18 protein-coding genes and 1 other RNA gene are annotated in these 24,052 nt (G+C 52.5%); 13 read left to right on the forward strand and 6 right to left on the reverse strand.

What is annotated here, in order from left to right; translation table 11 throughout:
- The first annotated feature begins 392 nt into the window (after positions 1–392).
- From smpB to H4Q31_RS14625, 4 genes are all read left to right on the forward strand, one after another.
- The gene (smpB, locus tag H4Q31_RS14610) at positions 393–890 is read left to right on the forward strand and encodes an SsrA-binding protein SmpB (protein WP_185179792.1); all 498 of its coding nucleotides are present in this window, start codon (positions 393–395) and stop codon (positions 888–890) included.
- Positions 891–1,154: 264 nt separating this feature from the next.
- Positions 1,155–1,518: a transfer-messenger RNA gene (gene ssrA, locus H4Q31_RS14615) on the forward strand.
- A 782-nt stretch (positions 1,519–2,300) separates the two neighbouring features.
- Positions 2,301–2,504: a helix-turn-helix transcriptional regulator gene (locus H4Q31_RS14620; RefSeq protein ID WP_185179793.1), complete on the forward strand. Its 204-nt coding sequence runs from the start codon at positions 2,301–2,303 to the stop codon at positions 2,502–2,504.
- Positions 2,505–2,507: 3 nt separating this feature from the next.
- Positions 2,508–2,903, forward strand: coding sequence for a hypothetical protein (locus H4Q31_RS14625; RefSeq protein ID WP_185179794.1), 396 nt, complete (start codon positions 2,508–2,510; stop codon positions 2,901–2,903).
- 137 nt (positions 2,904–3,040) lie between these two features.
- Here the strand turns inward: H4Q31_RS14625 and H4Q31_RS14630 are convergent, their stop codons facing one another.
- Positions 3,041–4,135, reverse strand: coding sequence for a Ger(x)C family spore germination protein (locus H4Q31_RS14630; RefSeq protein WP_185179795.1), 1,095 nt, complete (start codon positions 4,133–4,135; stop codon positions 3,041–3,043).
- Positions 4,132–5,166 carry a GerAB/ArcD/ProY family transporter gene (locus H4Q31_RS14635; RefSeq protein ID WP_185179796.1) on the reverse strand — a complete coding sequence of 345 codons (1,035 nt, stop codon included), beginning with the start codon at positions 5,164–5,166 and terminating at the stop codon, positions 4,132–4,134. The genes H4Q31_RS14630 and H4Q31_RS14635 overlap by 4 nt, the downstream gene beginning before the upstream one ends.
- Positions 5,167–5,182: 16 nt before the next feature.
- On the opposite strand from H4Q31_RS14635, the gene H4Q31_RS14640 reads away from it, so the two are divergent.
- The gene (locus H4Q31_RS14640) at positions 5,183–5,512 is read left to right on the forward strand and encodes a spore germination protein (RefSeq protein WP_245347401.1); all 330 of its coding nucleotides are present in this window, start codon (positions 5,183–5,185) and stop codon (positions 5,510–5,512) included.
- A gap of 18 nt (positions 5,513–5,530) precedes the next feature.
- Positions 5,531–6,034, forward strand: a complete 504-nt coding sequence (locus H4Q31_RS14645) for a spore germination protein (RefSeq protein WP_185179798.1) — start codon at positions 5,531–5,533, stop codon at positions 6,032–6,034.
- On the opposite strand, the gene H4Q31_RS14650 is transcribed toward H4Q31_RS14645, so the two are convergent.
- Positions 5,962–6,555 (reverse strand): spore germination protein, encoded by a 594-nt coding sequence (locus tag H4Q31_RS14650; RefSeq protein ID WP_185179799.1) that lies wholly within the window; start codon positions 6,553–6,555, stop codon positions 5,962–5,964. The two genes, H4Q31_RS14645 and H4Q31_RS14650, sit on opposite strands and share 73 nt — an antisense overlap.
- Positions 6,556–6,891: 336 nt before the next feature.
- Here H4Q31_RS14650 and H4Q31_RS14655 point away from each other — a divergent pair, with 336 nt between their 5' ends.
- Together H4Q31_RS14655 and H4Q31_RS14660 are read left to right on the forward strand one after the other, a co-directional pair.
- Entirely contained in the window at positions 6,892–7,092 is a 201-nt protein-coding gene (locus tag H4Q31_RS14655) for a cold-shock protein (RefSeq protein ID WP_185179800.1), read from the forward strand.
- A gap of 77 nt (positions 7,093–7,169) precedes the next feature.
- The gene (locus H4Q31_RS14660) at positions 7,170–7,379 is read left to right on the forward strand and encodes a cold-shock protein (protein ID WP_185179801.1); all 210 of its coding nucleotides are present in this window, start codon (positions 7,170–7,172) and stop codon (positions 7,377–7,379) included.
- Between the two features lie 118 nt (positions 7,380–7,497).
- Here H4Q31_RS14660 and H4Q31_RS14665 read toward each other — a convergent pair whose 3' ends face one another.
- The gene (locus H4Q31_RS14665) at positions 7,498–11,769 is read right to left on the reverse strand and encodes an endo-1,4-beta-xylanase (RefSeq protein WP_185179802.1); all 4,272 of its coding nucleotides are present in this window, start codon (positions 11,767–11,769) and stop codon (positions 7,498–7,500) included.
- A gap of 454 nt (positions 11,770–12,223) precedes the next feature.
- On the opposite strand from H4Q31_RS14665, the gene H4Q31_RS14670 reads away from it, so the two are divergent.
- Positions 12,224–17,461: a rhamnogalacturonan lyase family protein gene (locus tag H4Q31_RS14670; RefSeq protein ID WP_185179803.1), complete on the forward strand. Its 5,238-nt coding sequence runs from the start codon at positions 12,224–12,226 to the stop codon at positions 17,459–17,461.
- A 74-nt stretch (positions 17,462–17,535) separates the two neighbouring features.
- On the opposite strand, the gene H4Q31_RS14675 is transcribed toward H4Q31_RS14670, so the two are convergent.
- On the reverse strand, positions 17,536–18,786 hold the full coding sequence (locus tag H4Q31_RS14675; protein WP_185179804.1) for an MFS transporter: 1,251 nt from the start codon (positions 18,784–18,786) through the stop codon (positions 17,536–17,538).
- Between the two features lie 255 nt (positions 18,787–19,041).
- Between H4Q31_RS14675 and H4Q31_RS14680 the strand changes: the two genes are divergently transcribed.
- From H4Q31_RS14680 to H4Q31_RS14690, 3 genes are all read left to right on the forward strand, one after another.
- Positions 19,042–21,015, forward strand: coding sequence for an S-layer homology domain-containing protein (locus H4Q31_RS14680; RefSeq protein WP_185179805.1), 1,974 nt, complete (start codon positions 19,042–19,044; stop codon positions 21,013–21,015).
- Between the two features lie 194 nt (positions 21,016–21,209).
- Positions 21,210–21,551 (forward strand): helix-turn-helix domain-containing protein, encoded by a 342-nt coding sequence (locus tag H4Q31_RS21985; RefSeq protein ID WP_376698256.1) that lies wholly within the window; start codon positions 21,210–21,212, stop codon positions 21,549–21,551.
- Between the two features lie 18 nt (positions 21,552–21,569).
- On the forward strand, positions 21,570–21,866 hold the full coding sequence (locus H4Q31_RS14690) for a hypothetical protein (protein ID WP_185179807.1): 297 nt from the start codon (positions 21,570–21,572) through the stop codon (positions 21,864–21,866).
- Positions 21,867–22,068: 202 nt separating this feature from the next.
- Here H4Q31_RS14690 and H4Q31_RS14695 read toward each other — a convergent pair whose 3' ends face one another.
- The gene (locus H4Q31_RS14695; RefSeq protein ID WP_185179808.1) at positions 22,069–22,938 is read right to left on the reverse strand and encodes an AraC family transcriptional regulator; all 870 of its coding nucleotides are present in this window, start codon (positions 22,936–22,938) and stop codon (positions 22,069–22,071) included.
- A 186-nt stretch (positions 22,939–23,124) separates the two neighbouring features.
- On the opposite strand from H4Q31_RS14695, the gene H4Q31_RS14700 reads away from it, so the two are divergent.
- Entirely contained in the window at positions 23,125–23,973 is an 849-nt protein-coding gene (locus H4Q31_RS14700) for a copper amine oxidase N-terminal domain-containing protein (protein WP_185179809.1), read from the forward strand.
- The last annotated feature ends 79 nt before the right edge of the window (positions 23,974–24,052 follow it).

A 24,052-nucleotide genomic window follows, 5' to 3' on the forward strand; every position in this document is an offset into this window, starting at 1 on the left:
TAACCGGTCCTGGCCGGGTTGCAGAGGCGGGATGCGTGCGGAAGCGTGGTGTAACCGGTCCTGGCCGGGTTACAGAGGCGGGATGCGTGCGGAGGCGTGATGTAACCGGTCCTGGCCGGGTTACAGGGGCGGGATGCGTGCGGAATTATGGCGTAGCCGGTCCTGGCCGGGTTACAGAGGCGGGATGCGTGCGGAAACGTGATGTAACCGGTCCTGGCCGGGTTACAGAGACGGGATGCGTGCGGAAGCGTGATGTAACCGGTCCTGGCCGGGTTACAGATGGGTACGAACGCGAGGGAGCGACTACGGCCGAAGTTGTTGCCGCTGCTCGCGGCGTGCTATAATGGGAGACTGACGCCGCACTGCTGTTGCGAAGGAGATGAAGAGAGATCATGGGATCGAAGAACAAGGACCAGTTCGACAAGCCGCTTGCCCAGAATAAGAAAGCGTCTCACGACTACTTCATCGAGGAAACCTTCGAAGCGGGCATGGTGTTGACCGGGACGGAGATCAAGTCGCTGCGCAACGGGCGCGCCAACTTGAGCGATTCGTTCGCAACGATCCGGAACGGCGAGATTTTCCTGCATAACATGCATATTAGCCCGTTCGAGCAGGGCAACCGCTTCAACCCGAGCGATCCGACGCGCGCGCGCAAGCTGCTGATGCACAAGTCGCAAATTCACAAGCTGTACGGGCAGTCGAAGCAGGAAGGGTACACGATTGTTCCGCTGAAAGTGTACGTTCGCAACGGCTACGCGAAATGCTTAATCGGCCTTGGCAAGGGCAAGAAGAACTACGACAAGCGCGAATCCGCCGCGAAGAAGGACGCTCAGCGCGACATCCAGCGGGCGCTTCGCGAGAAGCAGAAGGTTTACGTGCCGGCGCGCTGATGGCGCGGCGAAGCTGGATGGCAGGCAGCAATAATTCGGCTGGCTGTTCAAGATCGGCCAATTGGCTATTGGCGCGGCAAGCAGAGATTGCCGGATTTAACAGCAACAACGTGCGGTAAACCCGCGCGGGACGTGTTATAATAAGTGAGCACCGATGCAAGAACTGCCGCTTGGTGGGCGGCACCGTTAAGCGCGATAGGCATCGCGCGGTCCAGCATCCCGGCATGCGATTCGCGGCTTGGGATGACGGCACCTTTTTCACTCGGGGGCGTTTATGGATTCGACGGGGATAGTTCGAGCATGGGTAGCGGGTAGTAGGGCTGCGGCTGCTTCAACAACGCGGAAAGCGAATAATCGCAAAGAAACAACCTTCTCTGGCTCTGGCCGCCTAATAACGGTCACCAGGCTTCTACCTTCCATCGCCCATGTGGCGGGATAGGGGCTCAACCTTTAGTGGGATACGCTGTCTAGTCTCCGCCTGGGGCTAGCTGAAGAAGATAATCAGGCTGACCCGAAGGGAATCCGGTGACGGGGAGTCTCTAGGGTGACATCAAAACTGTCACTACACCCGTAGAAGCCTATGTGGCGTTGTCTTCGGACAGGGGTTCGACTCCCCTCGCCTCCACCATGTAAACCCCGACCGCATGAGGTCGGGTTTTTTGCATGGTTAGCGAGTTGGGAGTCTCCCCAAATCCGAAGGAGGACAGGGGTTCGACCGCGCGCAGGGAGCGAAGCGGACGAGCACGGCATCTGATTCTACCGCTGCGCTCTACTTCGTCGAGTGAGCTTCGTGAGCAATTTCAATCAGGAATCATATACTCCCCTCGCCTCCACCATCATAAAAGCCAGCCGCATGAGGCTGGCTTTTTTGCGTGGAGCGAGGGGGAGGCGTTGCCCCGATTCCGAAGGAGGACAGGGGTTCGACCGCGCGCAGGGAGCGAAGCGGACGAGCACGGCATCTGATTCTACCGCTGCGCTCTACTTCGTCGAGTGGGCTTCGTGACCAAGTTCAATCAGGAATCATATACTCCCCTCGCCTCCACCATCATGAAAGCCAGCCGCATGAGGCTGGCTTTTTTGCGTGGAGCGAGGGGAAGGCGTTGCCCCGGGTCCGGGGCAGGACAGGGGTTCGACCGCGCGTAGGTCTGCCGGGGCAGGCTGAGCACGGCATCTGATTCTACCGCTGCGCTCTACTTCGTCGAGTGGGCTTCGTGACCAAGTTCAATCAGGAATCATATACTCCCCTCGCCTCCACCACTACCATGAAGAAGGACACCTCAAGGGGTGTCCTCTTTGCTTAAACTGGACCTCCATGGGCCTGTATATGTAAAACATTCTTGACATTTTGTTTTGATTGGAGTAAATTCTAAATGTAAAATTCTTTTGACATAATATTGGCGGTGCGAAGCGATGAATAACCGCATTAGGGAACTGCGCAAAGCAAAAAAGTTGTCGCAGGAAGACTTGGCTGACATGTGTAACGTTTCGAGACAGACCATTAATGCCATCGAAAACAACAAGTATGATCCAAGTTTACTATTGGCGTTCTCTTTGGCCAAAGTTCTCAAAGTCACTGTGGATGAGTTGTTTATATCTGGAATGGAGAGTGATTGAGGGATGGGAAAGAAAGTACTTGAATCTTGGTGGGCCATCTTTTTATTAGGCATCACATTGTATGTGATCTTGATCTGGTCGGATCTTCAAAGCGGTCAGTTTCTTACGAAGGGTAATTTGTTAATGATGGCCATCTTGATCGGCGGCGGATTTCAGCTTTATACGTGGAGAAATGACGATAGAGCGAAGAAGGATGAGCGGGGCAGACTAATTATTCAACAGAGCTCCGTACTTAGTTATCGCATTCTGACTATCGCGCTTTTTGTCCTTTGGGTTATCGATCGGAGGATGTATCACCCCGATAATGAGTTAGGCAATACATTCCTATTCATTGCATTATGTCTATCGTTGGTGCTGTCACCGTTACTGCAGCTGGTGACCGCCAGGAGATACCTGTAGATAGGAGGTTTGAAATTGGGGCGATGCGCGGATGACATCAAAGCTGTCACTACACCCGTAGAAGCCTATGCGGCGTTGTCTTCGGATAGGGTTCGACCGCGCACAATCCTCCATAACGTTAACAGTGATTCAAGTCTCTACCTGATAATCCCCGTTCCGGTAATTCTAACTTCCGGTCGAATGTCGAATTCCACGGAAGGATACATCTGCTCCCACCGAGTCCAATCCGCATCGCCCCGGTAATGAACGGCTTTGTAGATCAAGCCGAAACCGAAAGGATCCACCCTCCAATCCCTTAACTGGTTGAGCGTCTTTAAGTACTGATCGCGCAGCGTGTGGGCGGCTGCTTGTTCGTAATCAGCCCAATTTCGGTCGTAAACGGGTTCTTTCGTCTGTTCGATGTTTCCTCCAACCTTAACCTTGACGATCATCCGATGATTATCCTTCGGATAAAACGAGAACCTGCGGCGGTAATAATCGACCTGCATCGTAAAGTCCTCTTCTCGCGAACGGACGATCATGTCCATTTTTCGATTTTGCTCGAGCAGCTCTTTGAAGGATTTCGTTTCTCGAGGAGGAAGAATGCCGATGATCTTGGACTTGTCGAACAGGGCCACCTTGTTGATGACGTAATAATCCTTGGCTGGCTCGATGACCGGCATATAAGGATCCAGCCCATCTTCGTACATTCTTCTGAAGAAATCGAACAAATACTCGGTAACGGTATAGGCGGAGCTTGTTCCGTTATCCTCGAAACTGAGGAAAAGGGAGTTGCCCGGGAATACTTCCGATTTCGGAGAGACTTTCAATACTTGTTCGGCATTGGGCGACCCTACGGCAAGAAGCGCGATCCCTTGAATATCCCTTCTTCGAACGAAGTAGTCGACGACTTGCGAGATATCGCTTCTGGCTAGTGAATCGCCGAAAATCAGCAGCTTCGTATGATTAAAATCGACCTCTTTATCGAACTTGGCTTTCAGCAGCCGAATGGATTCCGGCAAAGAGTCGGATTCTTGGCTGACGACGATGGAGCGATTTTGCTCGACGCCTGTTCCTGGAGATGGAAGTCCGAGTTTGAACGATAACCGGTAAAGCTCCTCCGAATCTTGTGGGCGATCTATGCCTATAGCCATGACATACAGGCGCTTATCGATATCTTTGAAGCTTCTGTTCGTACATCCGGCGAGAAGTAAGACGATAAATAGGGCGGCAGGAATCCAAGCTATTCTCATCGCGCGACAGCCTTCCGTGATAATAAAAATACGAGCAGAACGAGAAAGATCTCGCTCCAGAAACGCAGCTGCAGCCACTGAGTGGCGAACGCCATCAAGCGCTTCTCGTCCGCAAGAAGCGCGACGAAATAGGTTGATAATGCGAATGTAAGAAGCACGGCGGGGATTTTCAATCCGAATCCGTGAACTTTCCAGTTTCTCTTGGCGACATCCCCGATGATCTGGCTGCCGACATGCCATGTTACCGTTGCAAATATGAGAGACAGATTCAAATAAAGGAGCAGGAAAACGTAAATGACGCGCTCGACGATGCCGAATTCGATCTTAACCGAATCGGCGGTCGACACCCAGACATTGACATATTGAAGAGCGCCGTCCGGGCCGTGAAAGCCGACCGGGACAAAGGCCGTCGTCATTAAAGCAAAGAGCCCCACTATGGGGATTAAACCCACCAGCCGGGGGCGGAACTTGCCTTCCGATTCCTTGTTGAAAACCGCCATGTTGATGTAGCCAGTGAACAAATAGGTGGCGGCCGAGATCACTTTATGATTCGGCATTCTGTCGAAATAATCGCTGACGACATTCCAGACGGCAAGCCAGTTCATGTAATCCGTCATGACCGATTTGTACAATATCAACAGGATGAACGGAATGTTCGTGATGAGGATGATCTCCAGCAAGTACATGACCGTTCGGGTGCGCTGGGACGCGCACCAGAAGACAGCGATCAACAGGATCGTCAAGAGCAGCTGCGCAGGCATGTCCGGCAGGATGTAACGCTTGATCAAGTTCGTGAATGAGATCAAGACGATACCGCCTGCGATGAACCACATATAACCCAAATAAATGATCAGAACGATCGAGATCCATTTGGGAACATGCGCGAGGAGGATATGGGACACCGTTTGATTCTTAAACCTGCGCATCGCCTTTACGAACATGAAGGTCATGATGCTGCTAAGGACGGTGCTGATGACAATCCCTAAGACGAGCCCGTTGCGCTGATTCGCAATTAATATTTGGGGCATCATGGAGGCCAGCATCCGCTTGCCTCGATTTATGGGTTCGACGGCAACGACGGTCGGCGGGCTCATTCTCGGCCAAGCCGCGCAGCAAGCCGGACTTGTGAGCAGCGCGATGATCATTACGACGGCAGCTGTAACCATCAGCAACTTCGTCATTCCCATCAACACCATGACCTTCGCGGTTCGCGCCGTTCGTTACCCCCTTATTCTTCTTTCAAGCCTGTTTGGTTTATTCGGTGTAGTGGTCGGGCTGTTCTGTCTAACCTGTTATTTGGTGCGCCTGCGCAGCTTCGGGCATCCCTATTTGAAGCTGTTCGTCAGCGAGCCGTCCAAAAGCTTCGACAACCGTTAGCCAAAGGAGTTCCTCAGGGTGAATCGTTACTTCTATTACTCGGTCATGATGTGCATGCTGATCAATACGATCATTTTCGAATCGACGGGGCAATTGGCGAAATTGTTGAATGGACAAAAGTACAGCTTGTTCCCCGTCATTATGCTATCCGACCGGCCTGACCGTACCGTGCTCAATCTGGCACAGGGCAAAGCGGTCATCCTGTTGGAAGGAACGCCGTTCGCGATGATATTCCCAGCCGTATTCTACGACTTCATGTCGGCGTTGGACGATTTGTATATGCCTTTCTTCGTGACCCGATTGCTGGTCTTCTTCCGGTATGTGGCGCTGTTTATCGCCATTGCGTTTCCTGCGATCTACATATCCGTCATCTCCTTCAATCCGGATCTGTTCCGCGTGCAGATGACGCTTTCACTGGCAGGAAGCAGAAGCAGCGTTCCTTATCCGTCTTATGTAGAAGTATTGTTTATGCTGCTCATGACCGAGTCGACGACAGCCGCGTCAACTTTGCTTATTCGTTGATGAAGTTCGTCCAGCACTTTAGGATTGACCGCATGAGCATCGTAGAAGAGATAAGCCTTCGTACGCGTGACAGAGCCGAACTCCAACGGTTCTACGCGAAATCCCGGTGCGGGGTAACGATGGCGGATGATGCCGATGTTCGTCTCCGCATTCTCGCTAAACGTGGATTGAGGGCCTTGTACAGTCGTTTCGATCTTCGCTTCGCCGGGCTTGTCGTTGATCGGCTTGCCAGCATGGAAGAGATAGCATTCGTCATCCGACACGATAAGCACGTTGCCCTTCATGAGTTCGGCGTACAACGCCTCGGCGGATCCGAAGTCTTGGCGAAGACAGAGCGAGGCTAGATAAGCCCGGGGGTGCTGAACCGCCATGACGGGATAGATCAAGAGCTTCTCGATCTTGCCGGAATCGCATACGGTTCTGTAATAGTACAGGAAGAACGGCGGCTCGGCTTGTATCTCTTGACGGACGAATTCTTCGGTCATCGGCAGCCGGGCGATGTAATCTTGAGTCGTAGCCATGTGGGAGAACTCCTTTCCAACATTACCCACTTACTCTTCCCGAACCGGCAGCTATTCATTACCAGCGGCCGCAATTTGCGTCGCAGTTGGCCCGCCCACTTAGCGAAGAGAAGTTATGCTTTGCTGATTCGCAGCAACCGACGAAAGTGCCTTTCTGGATTGGGCAAAAACAGACCTCGATATTGAAGCCGAAATATGTTATAATCAAGAACAGAGAATACAAGACCTAATTCACATGCGTAGAGGGTTATTCTTGAATGACCTTGTACGATATGTGATTTTTTTTATTAGTAAAAAAAAGAGGTTTATGTAAATACTGAGAAGGTGGTAATCCTCATGGAATCAGGAACAGTGAAGTGGTTTAACGCAGACAAGGGCTTCGGCTTTATTGAAGTAGAAGGTGGCAACGATGTATTCGTTCACTTCAGCGCTATCGTCGGAGACGGTTACAAGTCTTTGGATGAAGGCCAACGCGTAGAATTCAATATCGTTCAAGGGAATCGTGGACCTCAAGCCGAGAATGTTGTCAAAGTCTAAGAACTTCTGGCCCCAGGCATATCGTTTGGGGCGTTTTTAATCTTTACATCCATTTCAAACATGAAAGAGGGATGTACATGCATTATTCTAAGAAAAGACCGCTTGAGGATGTCCTGCAAGAACAGACCGCCATCTGGTCATGTCCGAATGAGAACTGCAAAGGCTGGATGCGGGACAACTTCACGTTCTCAAGCACGCCCATATGCTCCCAGTGTCAGGCTAAGATGGTTAAAGGCGAAAGAATGCTGGCAGCAGTCCTTAATACGAGTCCGATTCACTCCAAGTAGTGAGGGCTAGCCAAAGAAGTCGCCAATGCATAAATCAACATTACGATTTAACATAGCCAATACAACAAACACCCTCCCCTTGCTCACTCAGAGCAAAGGGAGGGTGTTCTAATTTAGCTTACAGGTCGAGTCCCAGGTCGAGCACGATGTTCAGCATCCGAATGATGATGGCTACCGACTGATCGCGGGTAGCGGTGGCGTTCGGTGCGAACTTGTCGCCGCCGACACCATTCACGATGCCTGCTTGGCTAAGCTGATTGATATAGTCAGCAGCCCAGTTACCGTCGAGATCGGAGTACTTCGTTCCGTTAGCTGCGCTCGTATTCAGAACACGAGCTAAGATGGCAGCCATCTCGGCGCGAGTAATCTCTTGATCCGGCTTAAAGCTGCCATCACCTGTGCCGTTCACGATACCGGCGCGATGCAATGCGCTAATGTAAGCATCTGCCGAGTGACCGGCCGTGTCGGAGAAGGAACCATCCGCTCCTGTCGTATCCAGACCAAGCGCACGAACGATCATCGTAGCGAATTCTGCTCGCGTTACATTGTCAGAACCGTGGAACGAACCATCAGTCTTGCCTTCGATAAGACCAATTTGCGAAGCGAGTTGTACTGCCTTAGCAGCCCAGTGCGTAGCAGGTACGTCAGAGAAGTTGATTGGCTCGTTCGCTTGCAGCGCTTGTTGCACAGCGGCTTTCACTTGCTCTGCGTCTACCAGTTTGCTATCCAACAATGGCTTCTCCGGAGTTGGTGTCTGCGTCGGGGTATCGGAATCTGTTCCCGGCTCTGGCTCCGTCGGAGTTACCGGATCCGGCGATGGATCATTCGTCTGCTTCGTCGTTACCTTGATCTTCAGTTCCGCCGTGTCGCCGGCATTGAAGACGAAGGTCAGGACATCATTGTTCGACAGTGTCGCCAAGTAGTCCTTCTTGATTGTAACAATTAGCGTATCGTTCGCCGATGCAGCGGCAGGTACACTGTAGTCTTGGCCTTGAACAAGCTCGACATCGCCCTTCTTGATTGCGATGAGCGTGTTGTCCTTCAATGCAACGGCCACTCTAGCGTCAGCCTGCGAATTCCTGTAGAACGTTACGGTTGCTGGTGAGATGGTAGAGGATGGCGCCTCTAATCCCATAACCTTCCAGAACGCCGCCTTAGGTCTGTAGCTGTTGTCGAACAGCAACGGCATACCCGAACCGCGCCAGCTTTGAAGATCGGCTTTGCCCCAGAACGTAACGCGGTCGATATGGTCGGCATATTTCTTATAAATATCGAACAATGTGCCATACAATTCTGCTTGATACGCCTGTTCCGCTTCGTCAAGATGATAATTGCTATTTTTGGCGAAAGGAATGTCAAGCTCCGATACGCTGATTCTCACACCCGCTTCAATGAAGCGCTGGATGGTGGTCTCGACTTCCGTCGCGTCAACATCCGGATCTTGACCAACCCAGAAGTGCGATTGCATACCAATGCCTTCGACAAGCTTGCGGTCTTTATCCGCGTTTCGGGGATCGGTCGCCCACTTCGCGTTCAAATCCTCCGCCATCTGCGCGATTGCCTCGTACTTGTAAGTCTCGTTATAGTCGTTGTAATAAAGCGTTGCGTCCGGGTCGGCCAAGCGAGCGGCTACGAACGCGTCGTAGATATAATCCGCGCCGCTCTCGCCCTTGCTCTCGTCAGCGCCCTCGGCATAAGCGATATACCAAGGCGAATCTTTGCGCAAGCCTGTTGTCCAGTCGCTGCCGTCGAAGGTTGAGGTATCGTCGCTGAACGCTTCGTTGACAACGTCCCATGAGATGACTTGCCCTTTGAAATGTCCTGCTACGTTAGCGATATAGCTCTCAAGGTTCGCTTTCGCGCTTGCGCGGTTTGCGGCATCGTCCTTATTCAACCACGCAGGGGACTGTGAATGCCATACAAGTGTATGCCCGTGAACAGCTATGTTGTTAGCCTTTGCCCAATCGACTAACTGATCGGCTACGCTGAAGTCGTAAGTGTTAGCCGCTTTGGAAATGTTCTCGGGCTTCATGATGTTCTCAGGCGTAACAACGTTATATTGAGCCTTAAACATGGCTTCGGTTTGAGAGATAATGCTTGGGTCTTTCAATGCGGGGTCTGCTTGGTCATTCTCTTGCCCCCAAGGCGTCGCACTGGCATTACCGCCCCAACCCAGAATGTTGCCGATGAAGAAATAATCGCTGTAAGCGTCTTTCAGGGATGGAAGATTGATATTCCACTTAGGGGCTAGCCACACATAATTATCAGGAACAACCGGATCGTCTTTGCTTACCCATTGAACCAACACATTGCCGTCGTCGTCCGTAATTTGGAGGCTGTTGATTGTAAAATCTTCACTGCCTGACATTCCGCGAATAGCAAGGTTACCAATCAGTCCATCGGCAACTTCGCTGCCGCTCATGGTGAAATCAACGGCATAGTCTAACGTTTCATCCTTAACTACGCCGCTTGTGAATGAACCCGGAACTGTCGTTGCTACTGTTCCGGCAGCGAATGAATGGGCCGCGTCGCTTACAACAGCGGCATCTGCGCTAGTATAACCGCCGTTCTCGTTACCTGTAATCCAGCGCACGCGATAACCGGTTGTGCCTGTAGATGTAGCATTGAATGTAAGGTGATATTTCGCGTCTTTAACAGGTGTGAAAGCGACAACGTCGCCCTCTGCACTAGAGGAGAATGGCCATTGAGTCTTGTCTAAACCTAAAATAATGTTTGCGCCTGACCAACCATCACGTGTCGATGTGTATACATGAACGCCAGGGACAGTCGGTAACGGTTTAGATGGCATTTCAATTCCGCCTTTAACCTTGATGATTAGGCTGTCAATTACAAAGTCAGCTATGACCTCATCGCCGCTGGTCTGTATTCGAAGTCCCGAGCCTGAATCCCAAACGCCTTCGTAGCTTAAGGTGAAGTCTGGGGTTGCGTCAACGGATTTGAATTCCGTATAAGGGTCGCTCGCAAGACCCAAAGCGATCTTAGCGCCGCTTGGAATCGTAACGCCGTCAGGGATATGCCCGGCTAATTCAACGCTATACTCCGCATCTTTAGCCAAGCCGATCGCGCCGGCTTTAACATCAATGCCGTTCCAGTTCTCTGCACGGTTAGAGATTCCAAGGGATACTGAGCCGTCATCATTTGATATCGGTGTTAGTGTAGGGCCGCCAGCTCGTGTTAAATAGACTGTTCCCGCATTGTCATCTATGTCTGTAATCCCAGCGTCCTCTTGAAGATCATAGGCTACAACAACTTCATCCGAAGCCGGAGGCGGGTCAGTTGGGGTTGTTGAAATTCCATCACTAGTAATGAGGATGTTATCAACAATGAACTTATCAATAACTGCATCTGAGGCGCCTTTGTTAGTTTGCACTCTCAGATTCGTGCCTGCAGCAGCATAAGTTGCAACAGTAACAGAAGATAACGTGTATTCTAAGGTGAAACTGTCGCCAGCGTTTACTTCAGTATTGTCTAACCAAGAATATGCGCCATTACTTTCGCCAAGTATCATTCGCGAACCGGTTGGCACGTTTGCGTCAGAAGGTATCCGCCCTTCTACTTGAACATGAAACGAAGTGCCTACAGCCGCCTTCAATAGCGAGGTCTTAATGTCAACGCCATTATAGTCAGCCGTTCTGCCAAAGATCTCAATAGCCTTGGCCCCGCTATTGTCTGCAACATTGAACTTAACGCCGGAGTTTACCAGCGCTTCGGTTCCCTCAACGCCGCTTCCAACTAATTGGCTATCTAGTTGCATATCGTAAATAACAATAGGATTTCTTGTAATGATAATACTGTCAACAACGAACTTATCAATAAAAGTGTTTGAAACGTTGTTGGATTGCACTCTTAGATTCGTGCCTGCGGCAACATAAGCGTCCACCTTGGCAGAATCTATCGTGTATTCCAAGGTGAAGCTGTCGCCAGCATTTACCGCAACATTGTCTAACCAGGAATACTCGCCATTACTTTCGCCAAGTATCATTTGCGAACCGGCCGGCACGACTGCGTCAGAAGGAATCCGCCCTTCTACTTGAACATCAAACGAAGCGCCTCCAGCTGCTTTCAATAGCGAAGTCTTAATATCAACGCCATTATAGTCGCCTGTTCTGCCAAAGATCTCAATAGCCTTAGCCCCGCTATTGTCCACAACATTGAACTTAACGCCGGAGTTTACCAGCGCTTCAGTCCCCTCGACGCCGCTTCCAATTAATTGGTTATCCCGTTGCATATCATAGATAACTTCGGCAGCTGGAACAGCCGCACTGCCGGAGCTGCCATCCGCACTCGCTCTTGGCACGCTCCCAAACTGCGGCACGAACAAGGCAACCGCAAACACTAACATCAAAATCTGCTTAAGCCGTTTGTTCATCGTGTTACTTCCCTTCCTCAGATTTGTGTACCATAATCTTGTAACCGCATACACAAGCGGTAATAATATAGGTATATCAGAAAGATCGAAGGCTAGCCTTGCAGTAGATGCACGATAGTTATCATGTTCAAGTAGAAGGGAACAGTATATATTCCACTACCGCATCAGGTAGTGGATTTTTGCTTCTACCTATCACTTTTGATACAAAATCAAAAATGACAATGGCAATCAATAGCCATGATTTACAGAGAAGTCGGCGGGGGCTTACAATGCAGACACATCATTGCCGCGGAACAACTATATGGGGTTGAGTCAATCCTTACAATAAGCGAGGTGAGAGTAAAAGTTGTAGCGCCTCACGCTAAACTGAAAGCGCTTTATCGCAGGGAGCCGAAACGTGAGCTTTCTGCTGCGGGACTCGCAACTCTATTCATGGCCACGAGGAGTGAAATGAATGAAGAGAAGGCTTAAGAAGTACATGTCTGTACTTCTCACATTGTCCATGGCATTTATGCTTGTGCCATCGGTGGTTCTGGGCGCAGAGGAAGACGGCGGCGCGTCATCTGCCGAATTGACACAAGTGGGCGAGGTATTGGACTTCGAGGATGGCGAGCTGGTGGGGACCATTGCCGGCGCTCCGGCCGTCACTGGCCCTGGGTCCGTTACAGTAGCGGTGTATGACGCTAATCATGTGCTTCGCGTTCAGCCTCCGGGAGTCGATACCGATTCGAATACCGCCAAAGGAGCTAGCTATTGGTGGAGCCTTCCGCTGGATAGCGGCGAATATGACCTTACCGGCAAGGATCTGGTTGAAGTGGCCTTCGACTGGTGGGTTGATATTACACGCCCTAGCGCCAACTCGCTTGATGTCCGCCTGAACGACGGTGCGGATCAAGTCGTAACGCTTCGAACGGCCGGAGGCGGAACGAGCGCGGACTCCCCGGCGACCGTATCCTTCTACACCGGCAATATGGCCGCCAATAACGCCCCGGCGACAGGAACCGTCACTACAGCGCTAACCGGTGTGCCGCGCTTGACCAAGCTTACGGCAACCATAAGCGTTGACCTTCTGGCACAAGAGGCCTCGATCAGCGTGACAGACGGCGGTTCAATAGCGTACACGACGCTGGAGCCAATCGCGATAGGCTCCGATAAGCTGACCAGCATGAGCATCGGCGCGAGCCGGGCAAGCGGACAGAATTGGGCCAGGTTTAACGCGGCCGAGGGGGTGACTTGGGATGAGAGCACCTATGGCATGCGCGTGGATAACATCCTATTCAAGGCTGCTTCGACCGGCAGAGAGAAACCGATCATAAATCCAAGTGAAATCTCTATATCTCCAACCTCTGCTGATCTGGAATATGGAGAGGGCTCGCTTGACGACAAGCATTCCGCCACCTTCAGCGCGGTTGTCATGCCCATTAATGCAACCGACAGGACGTTCACCTGGTCGATCAGCGACGAGAGCATTGCAACTATCGTTGAAAATGATGATCACAGCGTAACGGTTACCGGGGTTGGCGAAGGCGAAGCTACTCTTAAGGCTGTGTCCAATATGGACGGGTCCATCACGGCCAGCGTGCCAATCCATGTCCAATATGTCCCGGCGGTCGCGGAGCCTGCTCCGGACTTTGCCGATCTGTTAGCGCAAGGGTACACGCAGGAGTTCGGGAGCAGCTTCGCCGGCGACGATGAAGTCCCGCTGTGGATATTCGCCGGCGGCACTTACCATACGCTTGCTAGAGAAGACGCGCCTCAGATCAATAACTACTTCAGATTCGACGCGTCCGGTTCCGGCAACCGAGGCGGCAAGGGGGATCTGCCGTACGCCGTCTCCGGCAGCAAGGTATATGCTTATTTAGACTGGAAGGTGCCGGCGGTGTCCACCGCGCAGAATACGTTTAACCTAAGCTTCCAGGATGGAGCCAATGTTCTGCTTAGCCTAAGAACAGGCACCTATAACGGGGCAAGGACAATAGGCGCGTTCGCGGGGGCTTTACCGGGGCCGACCGGTCCTGATCCGGCTAATTTCTGGAGCGGCGACCGTTACCATGCATTTACTTTTAACGAGGTTAATATTTGGTACACGGTTCGCGTCGAGTTCGATTTCGATACGATGATCGCGACAGTCTCCCTTGTTCCGAGGGATGACGCCGACGCGGAGCCTTCGGTGCTGACGGTTCCGTTCGAGGGGAGCCAGATCAGCTCCTTCGTTCTGACCGGCGAGCGCGCGGGAGGCAACAACATCAACGTGGCAGATAACGGCGTTGATAACCTGTATTTTTTCACACAAGAGCTATCTCCGGACACCATCATTGAAGTACTGCCGTATGACTTCTTGCCGGAGCGCCCGGGGGCGGCGGACAGCAATACCTGGCAGAGCTGGTTTAAGACCGTCTACATCGGGGACGTAGCTGACGAGGAAGGGCTTGGCTTGCCGGGCACGGTTAAGGTTAAGCTGGCGAACGGCAGTACCGCTGAGGTAGGCGTAACCTGGGAGTTAACAGAAGCCCCATGGTCGAAGGCGGCCGCGGATTTGGTTTATGACCCGAATAAGCAGGGCGTGTTCTCGTATGTCGGGACGCTGACGAGTGTTCCGGACGCGGCGGTCAACCGTATGGGGGTGGAAGCGAAGCTCTACATTGAGAATCGGCACCGAGACCAAGTGACTTCCGAGCCGTTCTCTATGGAGTGGCTGGACAGAGGAGTAGCAGCCGTTCCGGCAAAAGGCGGTGGAGGTGTACTTGTAACGTGGCGTCTGCTCGCTTCGGAATATAACCAAGGCTTAACCTTTAACGTATACAGAAACGGCGTTAAGGTCAACGAGGCGCCGGTCGCTGCGCTGGATTATGTTGACGCTGACGGTCAAACTGGGGATGTATACGAGGTAGAGACGGTAAGCACAGGTGCAAGGAGCAAACCTGCAACGGCATGGGCTAACAATTATACGGACATTCCGTTGCAGAGGCCGGCGGATCGTCCGAACCCGGCGCTCGCTTACGGCGCGACATCCAATGCGGACCCGATTACTTACACAGCTAACGACACCTCCGTAGCGGATGTGGATGGGGATGGACAGTATGAGATTCTGGTCAAATGGTATCCGTCTCAGGCTCAGGATCCGGGGCTTGCCAACCGGCACACCGGCGAGACGATATTCGACGCCTATACCCTTGACGGCAAGCTGCTGTGGAGGATCAACCTGGGCATCAATATCGTGTCCAGCGCGCATCACAGCGCGTTCAACTTCTATGATCTGGATCAGGACGGCAAAGCGGAGTTCGCGGTGAAGACAGCCGACGGTACCAGAGGCTATCTTCCTAAAGCGGATGGGACGATCGATGATCTGACAGACACCCCGGCTTGGGTATTGGGCGACCCCGAAGCGGTATGGGTAGGCGGCCTTCAGAACCCGGCCAACGATAACCAGGTGAACAATACGGCGCTTGGCCGAGTGGCGTCCGGCCCAGAGCGATTCACGGTATTCAACGGGGAGACTGGCACGCCGGTTGATACGGTCGACTATTTCGCGCCGTACGACATCACCTCCAACTGGGGCGACAACAACAATAACCGCAGCGATCGCTTCAACGGAGCGGTTGCCTATATGCCGAAGAACGGCGTGTATGGCGCGGAGCCTTATCCTACGGTGATCGAGGTGCGCGCTCACTACGGTCCGCATTATGCAGCTGCCTATCAGTTCATCGACGGTAAGATTGTGGAGATATGGACGTTCGCGCTAGCGGATTGGAACGCCGGCAATAATCAGGGCAATCACAATGTACAGGTTGCTGATGTGGATAATGACGGCTATACCGAGGTTGTGCTTGGCGGCATCACGATCGACCAAGATGGAACGATCGTGTGGAGCTCAAACGGAACCAGAGGGACCGTAGCTGCGGGCCATGGAGACGCGCTGCACGTAGCCGCAATGGTGCCGGGCAGCAACGAGATCTATGTGTTCCAACCGCATGAAGCCGGGCCTCCGAACAATGTGACCTTGCTTCGCGGCTCTACAGGAGAGCCTGTGTGGACGTATGGAGCAAACCTGGGCGATGTTGGGCGCGGCGTGGCGGCGAATGTAACTCCTCTGCCAGGCTTCGAGGTGTGGGGAATAGGGACGCCTATGTACAATATCGTGAACGGCGAAGTTATGACAACCGAAGTCGGAGGCATTGGCGTAGCGAACAAGGCTCCGGTTAACTTCATTCTGTATTGGGACGGAGACCTGCTGAGCGAGTTCTTCGACGGGCCCGATAACTTGAACTCAACGGACGCGCCATCCATCACGAAGTTTAACTATGATACGGCGACCGGGGAGAGCGAGCTTACAACGCTTCAGACCTTGACCGGGACCTATTCCAACAATGGAACGAAGGCGAATCCGAGCCTGATCGCCGATATCTTCGGTGACTGGCGCGATGAGGTTCTGGTTCGCACGAGTGACAACGATTCGTTAAGAATCTACACGACGGATATTCCGACGGACCATGTGATCTACACGCTGATGAATGATCCGCAGTATCGTCTGGCGGCGAACTCGCAGAATGCGATGTACAACCAGCCGGAGCACTTGAGCTTCTACTTGGGCGAAGACATTCGCGATGAAGTTCAGGCGATGCAGCTTCCGGTGCCGAACGTATTCTATACGGTTGATGGCGAAGAGCAACCGACGGAGAATTCTACGCTCTCGCCAGCGACGGCAATGTTCTATAGGAATGCTAGAGCAGATATTACGGTGACGGTGACACTGAACGGCAACATGCTCACGGGAATCAAGAAGGGCGATACCGCGCTTGCGGATACCGACTACAGCCTCGCTGAGGTAACTTCGGATGGCAAGCAGGCGGTTACGATTAAGAGCAGCTACTTGGCGACACTGTCGAATGGGGATGTCCTAACCTTCGTGTTCAGCGCAGGCGAGCCTGCGGAGCTGAAGATCGCGGTGACGACGAAGCAGACGAATAACCCGGCGCCGAATCCGTCAAACCCGACGGACCCTGACCCCGGAACGGATGGAGATTCTCCGACGGATTCCGATGGCTTGCCGCAGACGCCAACTCCGGAGAGGCCGATATTGAACAGTGCTATCGCGAATGCAGAGCTGTTAAAGGCTAGTATACAGCAAGCGCTGCAAGCGAATCCGCCGATCCGCTTCTCAGACGTACCCGAGACGCATTGGGCTGCCAAAGCAATCGAATATGCTTCGCGGCTTGGTATTATCGAGGGCAAGCCCGATGGTAAGTTCAACGGTTCTGAAAAGGTAACGCGCGCAGAATTCACTGCGATGATCGTCCGTGCGTTAGGTCTGGATACGACAGGAGAGGATGGTTCCTTCTCCGACACGAACGGTCACTGGGCGGATGCCTATATCAGAGCATTGCATCGTATAGGTATCGTGAACGGTACGGGCAATGGCGCATTCCAGCCTGATCAAGAGATCACTCGCGCCGAGCTGGCTGCCATCCTGGCTCGCGTGCTGAGCATGAGCGCGGCTAACGGGGCATCGAAGTTCTCCGATATTAGCGGTCATTGGGCCGCAGACAACATTGAACAGCTCAGCCGAGCTGGCATCGTGAACGGTGTCAGTGACGGTAGGTTCGCGCCGAACGATACCGCTGCCCGCGATCAGTCGGCGGCGATCCTCATGCGGATGCTGAACATCGTGCTTGATCTCGGCCTCGATCTGTAAGGCAGCTATAACTGCAGCAACAGCCTCTCGGCGCATGCCGGGAGGCTGGTTGTATTTGGAGCAAGGAGGGGCAGTTACTCCCCCCGCCTCCCCCGGAACATCAGGAAGATTAGCATAGACGCCGTCACATACAAAGCGCCAGTGATGCTGAACGTCATCGCATAGCCCCAATAGTAGCCGTGAGCGGTGACAATATACGCTTGAACGGGTCCCATCGTCGCCCAGCCGAGCATGAAGGCGGTCTGCATGCAGGAGTTGGCCAAGCTTTGTCTGGACGGAGCGACCCGGTCCATGATCGTAGCGGAGACGAGCGGGTTGGCCGCATTCATCAGGGCTTGTCTGAACAGGAAGCTGATCGAAGCGACAGCCAGCAGATTGGTGAACCCCGTGAGGAGCAGGAATGGCAGCGAGAGCGTCTGGAAAACGACGATTGCCTTCACCTGTCCAATTCGTCTGGCTAGCGTCGGTCCGATGAGCATGGAGACAATCGTCATCACTTGTCCGAGCGCGAGCAAGAGGCTCATGCCGCTGAGCGAGACGGCGAAGCGATTCGTGAAGTACAAGTTCAAGTACGGCACGACTAATCCGGAGCCGATCCCGATCAGGAGCTGTACAGCGGCGAATTTAAGAATAAAGCCTAGATCCCCGGAATTCCGTTCCGATAGCAGAGGGGTAGCTTCCCGCACTGCCTCGGAAGGAGCTGCGGCGCGCGGAGCATTGGAATCCTTCATCGTCAGCAGAGGCAGAAACGCGAATAGGGTTGCGACTCCCCCTGCGAGCAGCACGAACCTGAGCGAATGCAATTCGCTTACGCCGGCATATTGCAGAAGATCGGAGACGACACCTCCACTGAGACTGCCGGCGACTTGCGAAGCGAGTACGAATGCGGAATAGATACTGAAAACTCGAAGGCGCTCCGACTTAGCCACATTGTCAGCCAGGAAGGGGATCGCCAGCACTTGAAAGACGGTGGCGAACAATCCCGTTACAACGGCCAACGCGAGCAGGCTGCTCTCCGCTTCGATCAAGGAGCGGCCTATTAACAGGATGCCGCTGCCTAACGTGCCGATCACAAGCAACCGCCTTCGGCTCATTCGGTCGCCGAGCAGTCCGATGGGCAAGAAGCACAACGCCGTAGCGAGCGACTGCACGCTGACGACGCTGCCGATCGTAGAGTCGGCGTAACCTAATTTTTGAACATACAAATTATATAAGACAGAGAACAAGCCCGTTCCGAATTGATAGAGCAAGTTAGCTAAGAAAAATAACCGTACATTGCGGGGCCAACCTCTCCAGTCGGCAAGCGTGGCTGCGGCGAATCTCATGGTGTAGGCGTCCCCCTAACGATTCCATCATAGAAACAGTACTATGAAGACCGCCGGATGGCAATCGTAAAAAAGGCGCCAGGGCCTTGCCGGTCACATATAAGGTCGGGACCATCGCTTTGGATGAACTGCCAAATATTACAATGATGCGGCTTCGAGCCCATGATATGATGGGAAAAAGGACCAAGTCGTTCCGACCTGTCCTGCACCCATTCTACTACATAGAGGAGTTACAGCATCATGAGGCCTACTGACATGAGAAAGATTAGCGCAGTAACACTGTCTGTTATGCTCTCCGCATCCCTTGTCTACACTGGAGACGCTCTGGCGTCGCCGAAGCAGCGGTTCACCGATGTCCCTGCCAGCCATTGGGCGAACGCGGCCATTACAAGGCTGGTCGATTCAGACATTGTTCACGGTTATGAAGACGGCTCCTTCAAGCCGAACGCGTACATTACGCAGGAGGAATTCATCGCCATGGCGGCCCAGATCTTATACGGCAAGTCCGCTGCGGCTCCGGTGAACGAGGAGGATATCGATGTGCCTCCGAGATGGTCGGATTGGGCTTACCAGTCATTGGCTAGTCACGGGATCACCTCCTTGGAAGACTTCTGGGCAAGGGACAGCGACAAGAGACTGGTGCAGATCACGAGAGCGGAAGCGGCTCGAATCATCTACATGCTGTTCAACGGCAATGTTGAGAACCTGTCTTCGAAAGTCGCCGTGAAATATTTATACGAGCACAATCTGACCTCCGGTTCATACAGCGACCGAGGGGATTATTTCGCCAATTACGGTCCGACGGAATTGCTGACCCGCGCTCAAGCAGCTGCCTTCCTGACGAAGATCAAGGATTATAAGGCGGGAGCTGTGAAGCAACCGAGCACGCCGATTAAAGTAGACGACACGCTCGCGAGCCGGATCAAAGCGATCGCCAAGAAGGCTGGAGTCGACGTGACCGCCTCCTCAAACACGGAAAATTATCAGACGCGGGTAGAGGGCAGCGGGATTACGCTGGACTTCCAATTCGACGAGTTCGCGTATGGAGATCTGGGCGAGAACTGGCACATGACGATCGTTAAGCTGGACAAGAGCAGAATCGGGCTGATGACTTCCATTCTCAAGGAGCTTGGGCTGCCGATGAGCGAGAAGGAGATTCAAGCGCTCCTGACGGACCTGCTCGCGCTCGAATACGGTCAAACCGGGGAAACGTACAACAAAGAGAACGTCTCCATCCACACTTCCTACTACTACGGCTATCACATTCAGTGGGGAGAGCATCGCAACAATGACGTGCAGATCGCTGCGAATGCGAAGCCTTACGCGTTGTTCGTCAATGGAGAGGAGAAGCGGGGACCGGAGTTCAACACGTTCCTGGAGCCGATATTCGATAAGAATGGAACGATCTATGTCCCTGTGACCGACGTCGTGTCCGATATGGGCGGGTCCTGGGACATGAGCACCGATTGGAACACCGTGACCGTCGTGTTGAAAGATGGCTATCAGTGGGTGTTCGAATGGGACGGCGTTCCGAAGAAGAACGGCGCTGCGTTCATCGGCAGATCGATCGGGATGGACGACTCGAATGAGACGGTGAAGGCGATCTCCATGGATGGTTCGCTCTTCCTTCCGCTTGACTTCATCTCCAAGTATTATCCGGTGACTACGCAGATGGAAGGCGCAACGACCCTGATTCTGATCGGGGACGTGCCGGAGCATCCGACGGCCGACTACTTCGGAACCCAAGGTGAGTACCCTTCGACCTTCGACTTCAACCCGTTGGATCCGAATACGCCGTATCCAGGCGGATGGAAGGCGCCGCAGCTCACTTCGAAGTGGTCGTCGAATTCGGCGGACAACTTCAAAGCGTTCGAGAATGAGCTCGGATTTATAGATGGCGGACGCTATTATAGCATCACCGGTGCGCATCATGCGATCACGGTCATCGATCAGAGCGATTCCAAAGACACGGAGGTAATCCTTCAATTTACGGGATGGGGGACTCCTCCCGGCAAGCCCGATGCTATGGTATCGGAATCGTTTAAGATCCCGGTTGTCTCCGCGCAGCTGTTCCGCTTCTATTTCGAGGATAAATGGAAGTCGGTCTGGGACTACTTCAACCGCAATGATATTCCCGAACAGTTCACGTTGAACGGGAGACAGGTGAACGTGTCTTATAGCCATCTTACCGGCATCATGACGGTTGGGATCGGGCGCAAGGCGAAGTAAGGGCGGCAACCGCCGGCAGATTAAAGGGTTGACACAAAAACCGCATCCGAATGATAAGGATGTGGTTTTTGTTATAAGCCATTGCATATAAAGTTATACATAAAGGGAAAATATGTAACTATAAACCTATAGGTTCATATTGAATAGGCGTGCATGTAAAGGGGGAGATGGGCTTGGTATAGTCTGCTTAGGTGATGACAGTGGGATTTGATTATCAAGCGATTGGCAATAGAATTCGGAAAGCCCGCGAGAGGAAAGGCATTACGCAAGAACTGCTGGCGGAGTCGATGGACGTCTCCAATGCCTATATTAGTAAGATCGAGCGGGGACGAACTCCCGTCAACTTGAATAATCTTGATAAGATTTGCAGAGTGCTAGAGACATCGACTGAGTATATCCTAAGCGGTACGAGTACCGATTCGGAAGACTATATGAAGAATGAGATTATGGAACTCCTAGAAGGCTGTTCTCCTCAGAAGATCAGACTGATCGTGCAAGTAATCAAACCGATTGTCAGTTATAGGGAGGATAATTGACGGTGAGGAGGCCCATGCTTGAGTCTGGCGGTGTATATTGCGCGTACACTCATCCAGAATAAACTTCATTCGCTTGCGCTTAACCATTTGAACGTTCGTGTTCATAGTCGCAGCATCTTTATTTACTCAACTGAGAATGAAGAACCTGCCGAGGCCTACAGAGCGGCGATGACATTACTGCCTCATAATATGTTCCTACTCAGCATTGCCAACCACCGCGGGAAGTGGCAGCCGCTTCCCTATGTCGGGACAGCGCCCGAGTTGTTAGATGTATTAACGAACAAGCTTGCATTCGCGCTCGTGCGATGGTCTTGAAGATCGTATTGATGAAGTCCGAGAATGAAAAAGAATCAGACACTGAGCAGCAGCTGCAGGCCGCTCGTCGTCTGATTCTTTTTTATACCATCTTATCTTTGTTTAGGTATTTTATACTGTTTGAGTGCCGATAGTACTAATTAGGATCATTTGTTTAGGAATAACGTTCCAATAGAGAAACAAACCCCCATAAACATACTGCCTAATCTATTCTCGCAATCGGAATCCAAACCTCCACAACGAAGAGATCATTGGCCCTCTTGAAAATCTCGAATTCCGGACCTACGTCTTGCGTGTAGCCCGAGGTAGGGAACCACTCCAGATAGATGCGCTCGCGCAAGCGGCGTACAATTCGGGTCGTCTCCGGCCCAGGGTGCTTCGGCGTGAAGAACACGGCCCAAGTGAGCGGCGGGACGGGGAGTGTATAGTATCCGGAAGGCGCACCGCCGGCAGGCGAGTCGTAGCAGATCATATATGAGAACTTGCTCGGAGTATAATTGAACAGCGCGGCATTCAAGGGAGTGTTAAAATCCAGTCCGATATCGCGGTGGAATTGGGCAATGACGCCGCTGTTAATATTATCATCCCAGAACTGAGTGATCTGGGTGTTATTCCGATCGGGATCCCAGATGATATCCGTCTTCATTCCGCATACCTCGAAAGCCTGGCTCTGTTTGATCTGGTAGCTGATCTCGCTATCGCCGTCGAGAGACAAATGGAAGGAGAGCCGAGGGAACGCCTTCAGCTGAGTGCCCGAATTCCGGGCATGCGTAGGATTAACGCCGTGCATGCTCTTGAAAGCTCTGGAGAAGGCTTCAGGCGACTGGTAGAGGTACTTGGCCGCCACATCAATCACCTTCTCGCCACTATTAAGCAAGTCGAATGCAGCCAGCGTAAGCCGTCTGCGTCGAATGTATTCGGATATGGAGATATCAGCGATGTAGGAGAACATTCGTTGAAAATGGTAAACGGAGCAGCACGCTCTTTGTGCCACCTGCTGGAGGTCAATCTCTTCGGTGATATGGGCTTCAACATAATCAATCGCGCTATTGATTCTATCCATTGATTTCATATGTTTTCCCTCACTCAATCGATTCGACTATCCAATCTAACAATAAGTCTCTCGCTATACCCTGTCAACGTGAAACCTCGCCATTCTGAGACTATTCTCAGGAACATTTCCCTAGCGCAAGACGTCAGTAGCGACAGGAATTAACGGGTTCTGCAGTCCTAGATTGTGAAGAAGGGTTGATTAGCGATGAAGAAGGCTATTCCTGCTATTATGCTCGCTCTAAGTCTGGCCGTGTCATCGGCGCCTGCCTATGCAGCGGACAATCAGATCAAGATTGACGGTGTCTCTGTCGCGTCGGATGTGAAGCCTGAGGTGAGAGACAATCGCACCATGGTGCCGTTGCGCGTAATTAGCGAGATCCTGGGAGCGAAGGTTCATTGGTCGAAGCCGGAAGTGACCGTTACGAAGGGAGACATGACAGTAATCTTAAAGCTGAGCAGCGCTGCTGCCGAGAAGAACGGGGAGATAGTCCAGTTGGATGTGAAGCCGTATCTCAAGCATAATCGGGTGATCGTTCCGCTTCGATTTGTCGCAGAGGCGTTCGGCTGCAAGGTCAATTATAGCGATTCCACGGTAACGGTTAACACCCCTCCGTTGGTTATCGGCGGTGTGCAAGTGAAGGCGTTGCAGGAAGAATTCCATATGACGATGGGCGGCGTGGTGCAGCAGGTCAAAGCGAACGCCTTCAACGAGTCTATCTACGATATCATCGTAGAGAACGAAGGCGCCGAGGTCGATGCCCCAGCCAGTTACTCATGGATGGTGAATCTTGACGTGCCGGGATCGTATTACAAGGACGTGCAGTACGACTTCTTGGACGCGCAAGGGAACAGCATTCAGCGTTATGATATTTATTCCTTAGTGAACGCATTCCCCGCTGACGCTTTGTCCGGATACCCCACAGATTTGATCTATGACGGTACGGAGGATCAGTGGCATCTATTCAGCGAGTCCGCTAGAGAAGAGATCCGCCAACTGCTGGACACGGCGCATGAGAATGGCTTGGTGACAATCATCAGCGATACAGTCGTGTGAACGTTCCCGATGGAACAAGAAGTCTGTCTGATCATACGATCGGGCGGGCTTTACTGTCGTTCCTGATCCTGTCGCTCTA

This window comes from Cohnella lubricantis, from assembly GCF_014212015.1.
Taxonomy (GTDB): domain Bacteria; phylum Bacillota; class Bacilli; order Paenibacillales; family Paenibacillaceae; genus Cohnella; species Cohnella lubricantis.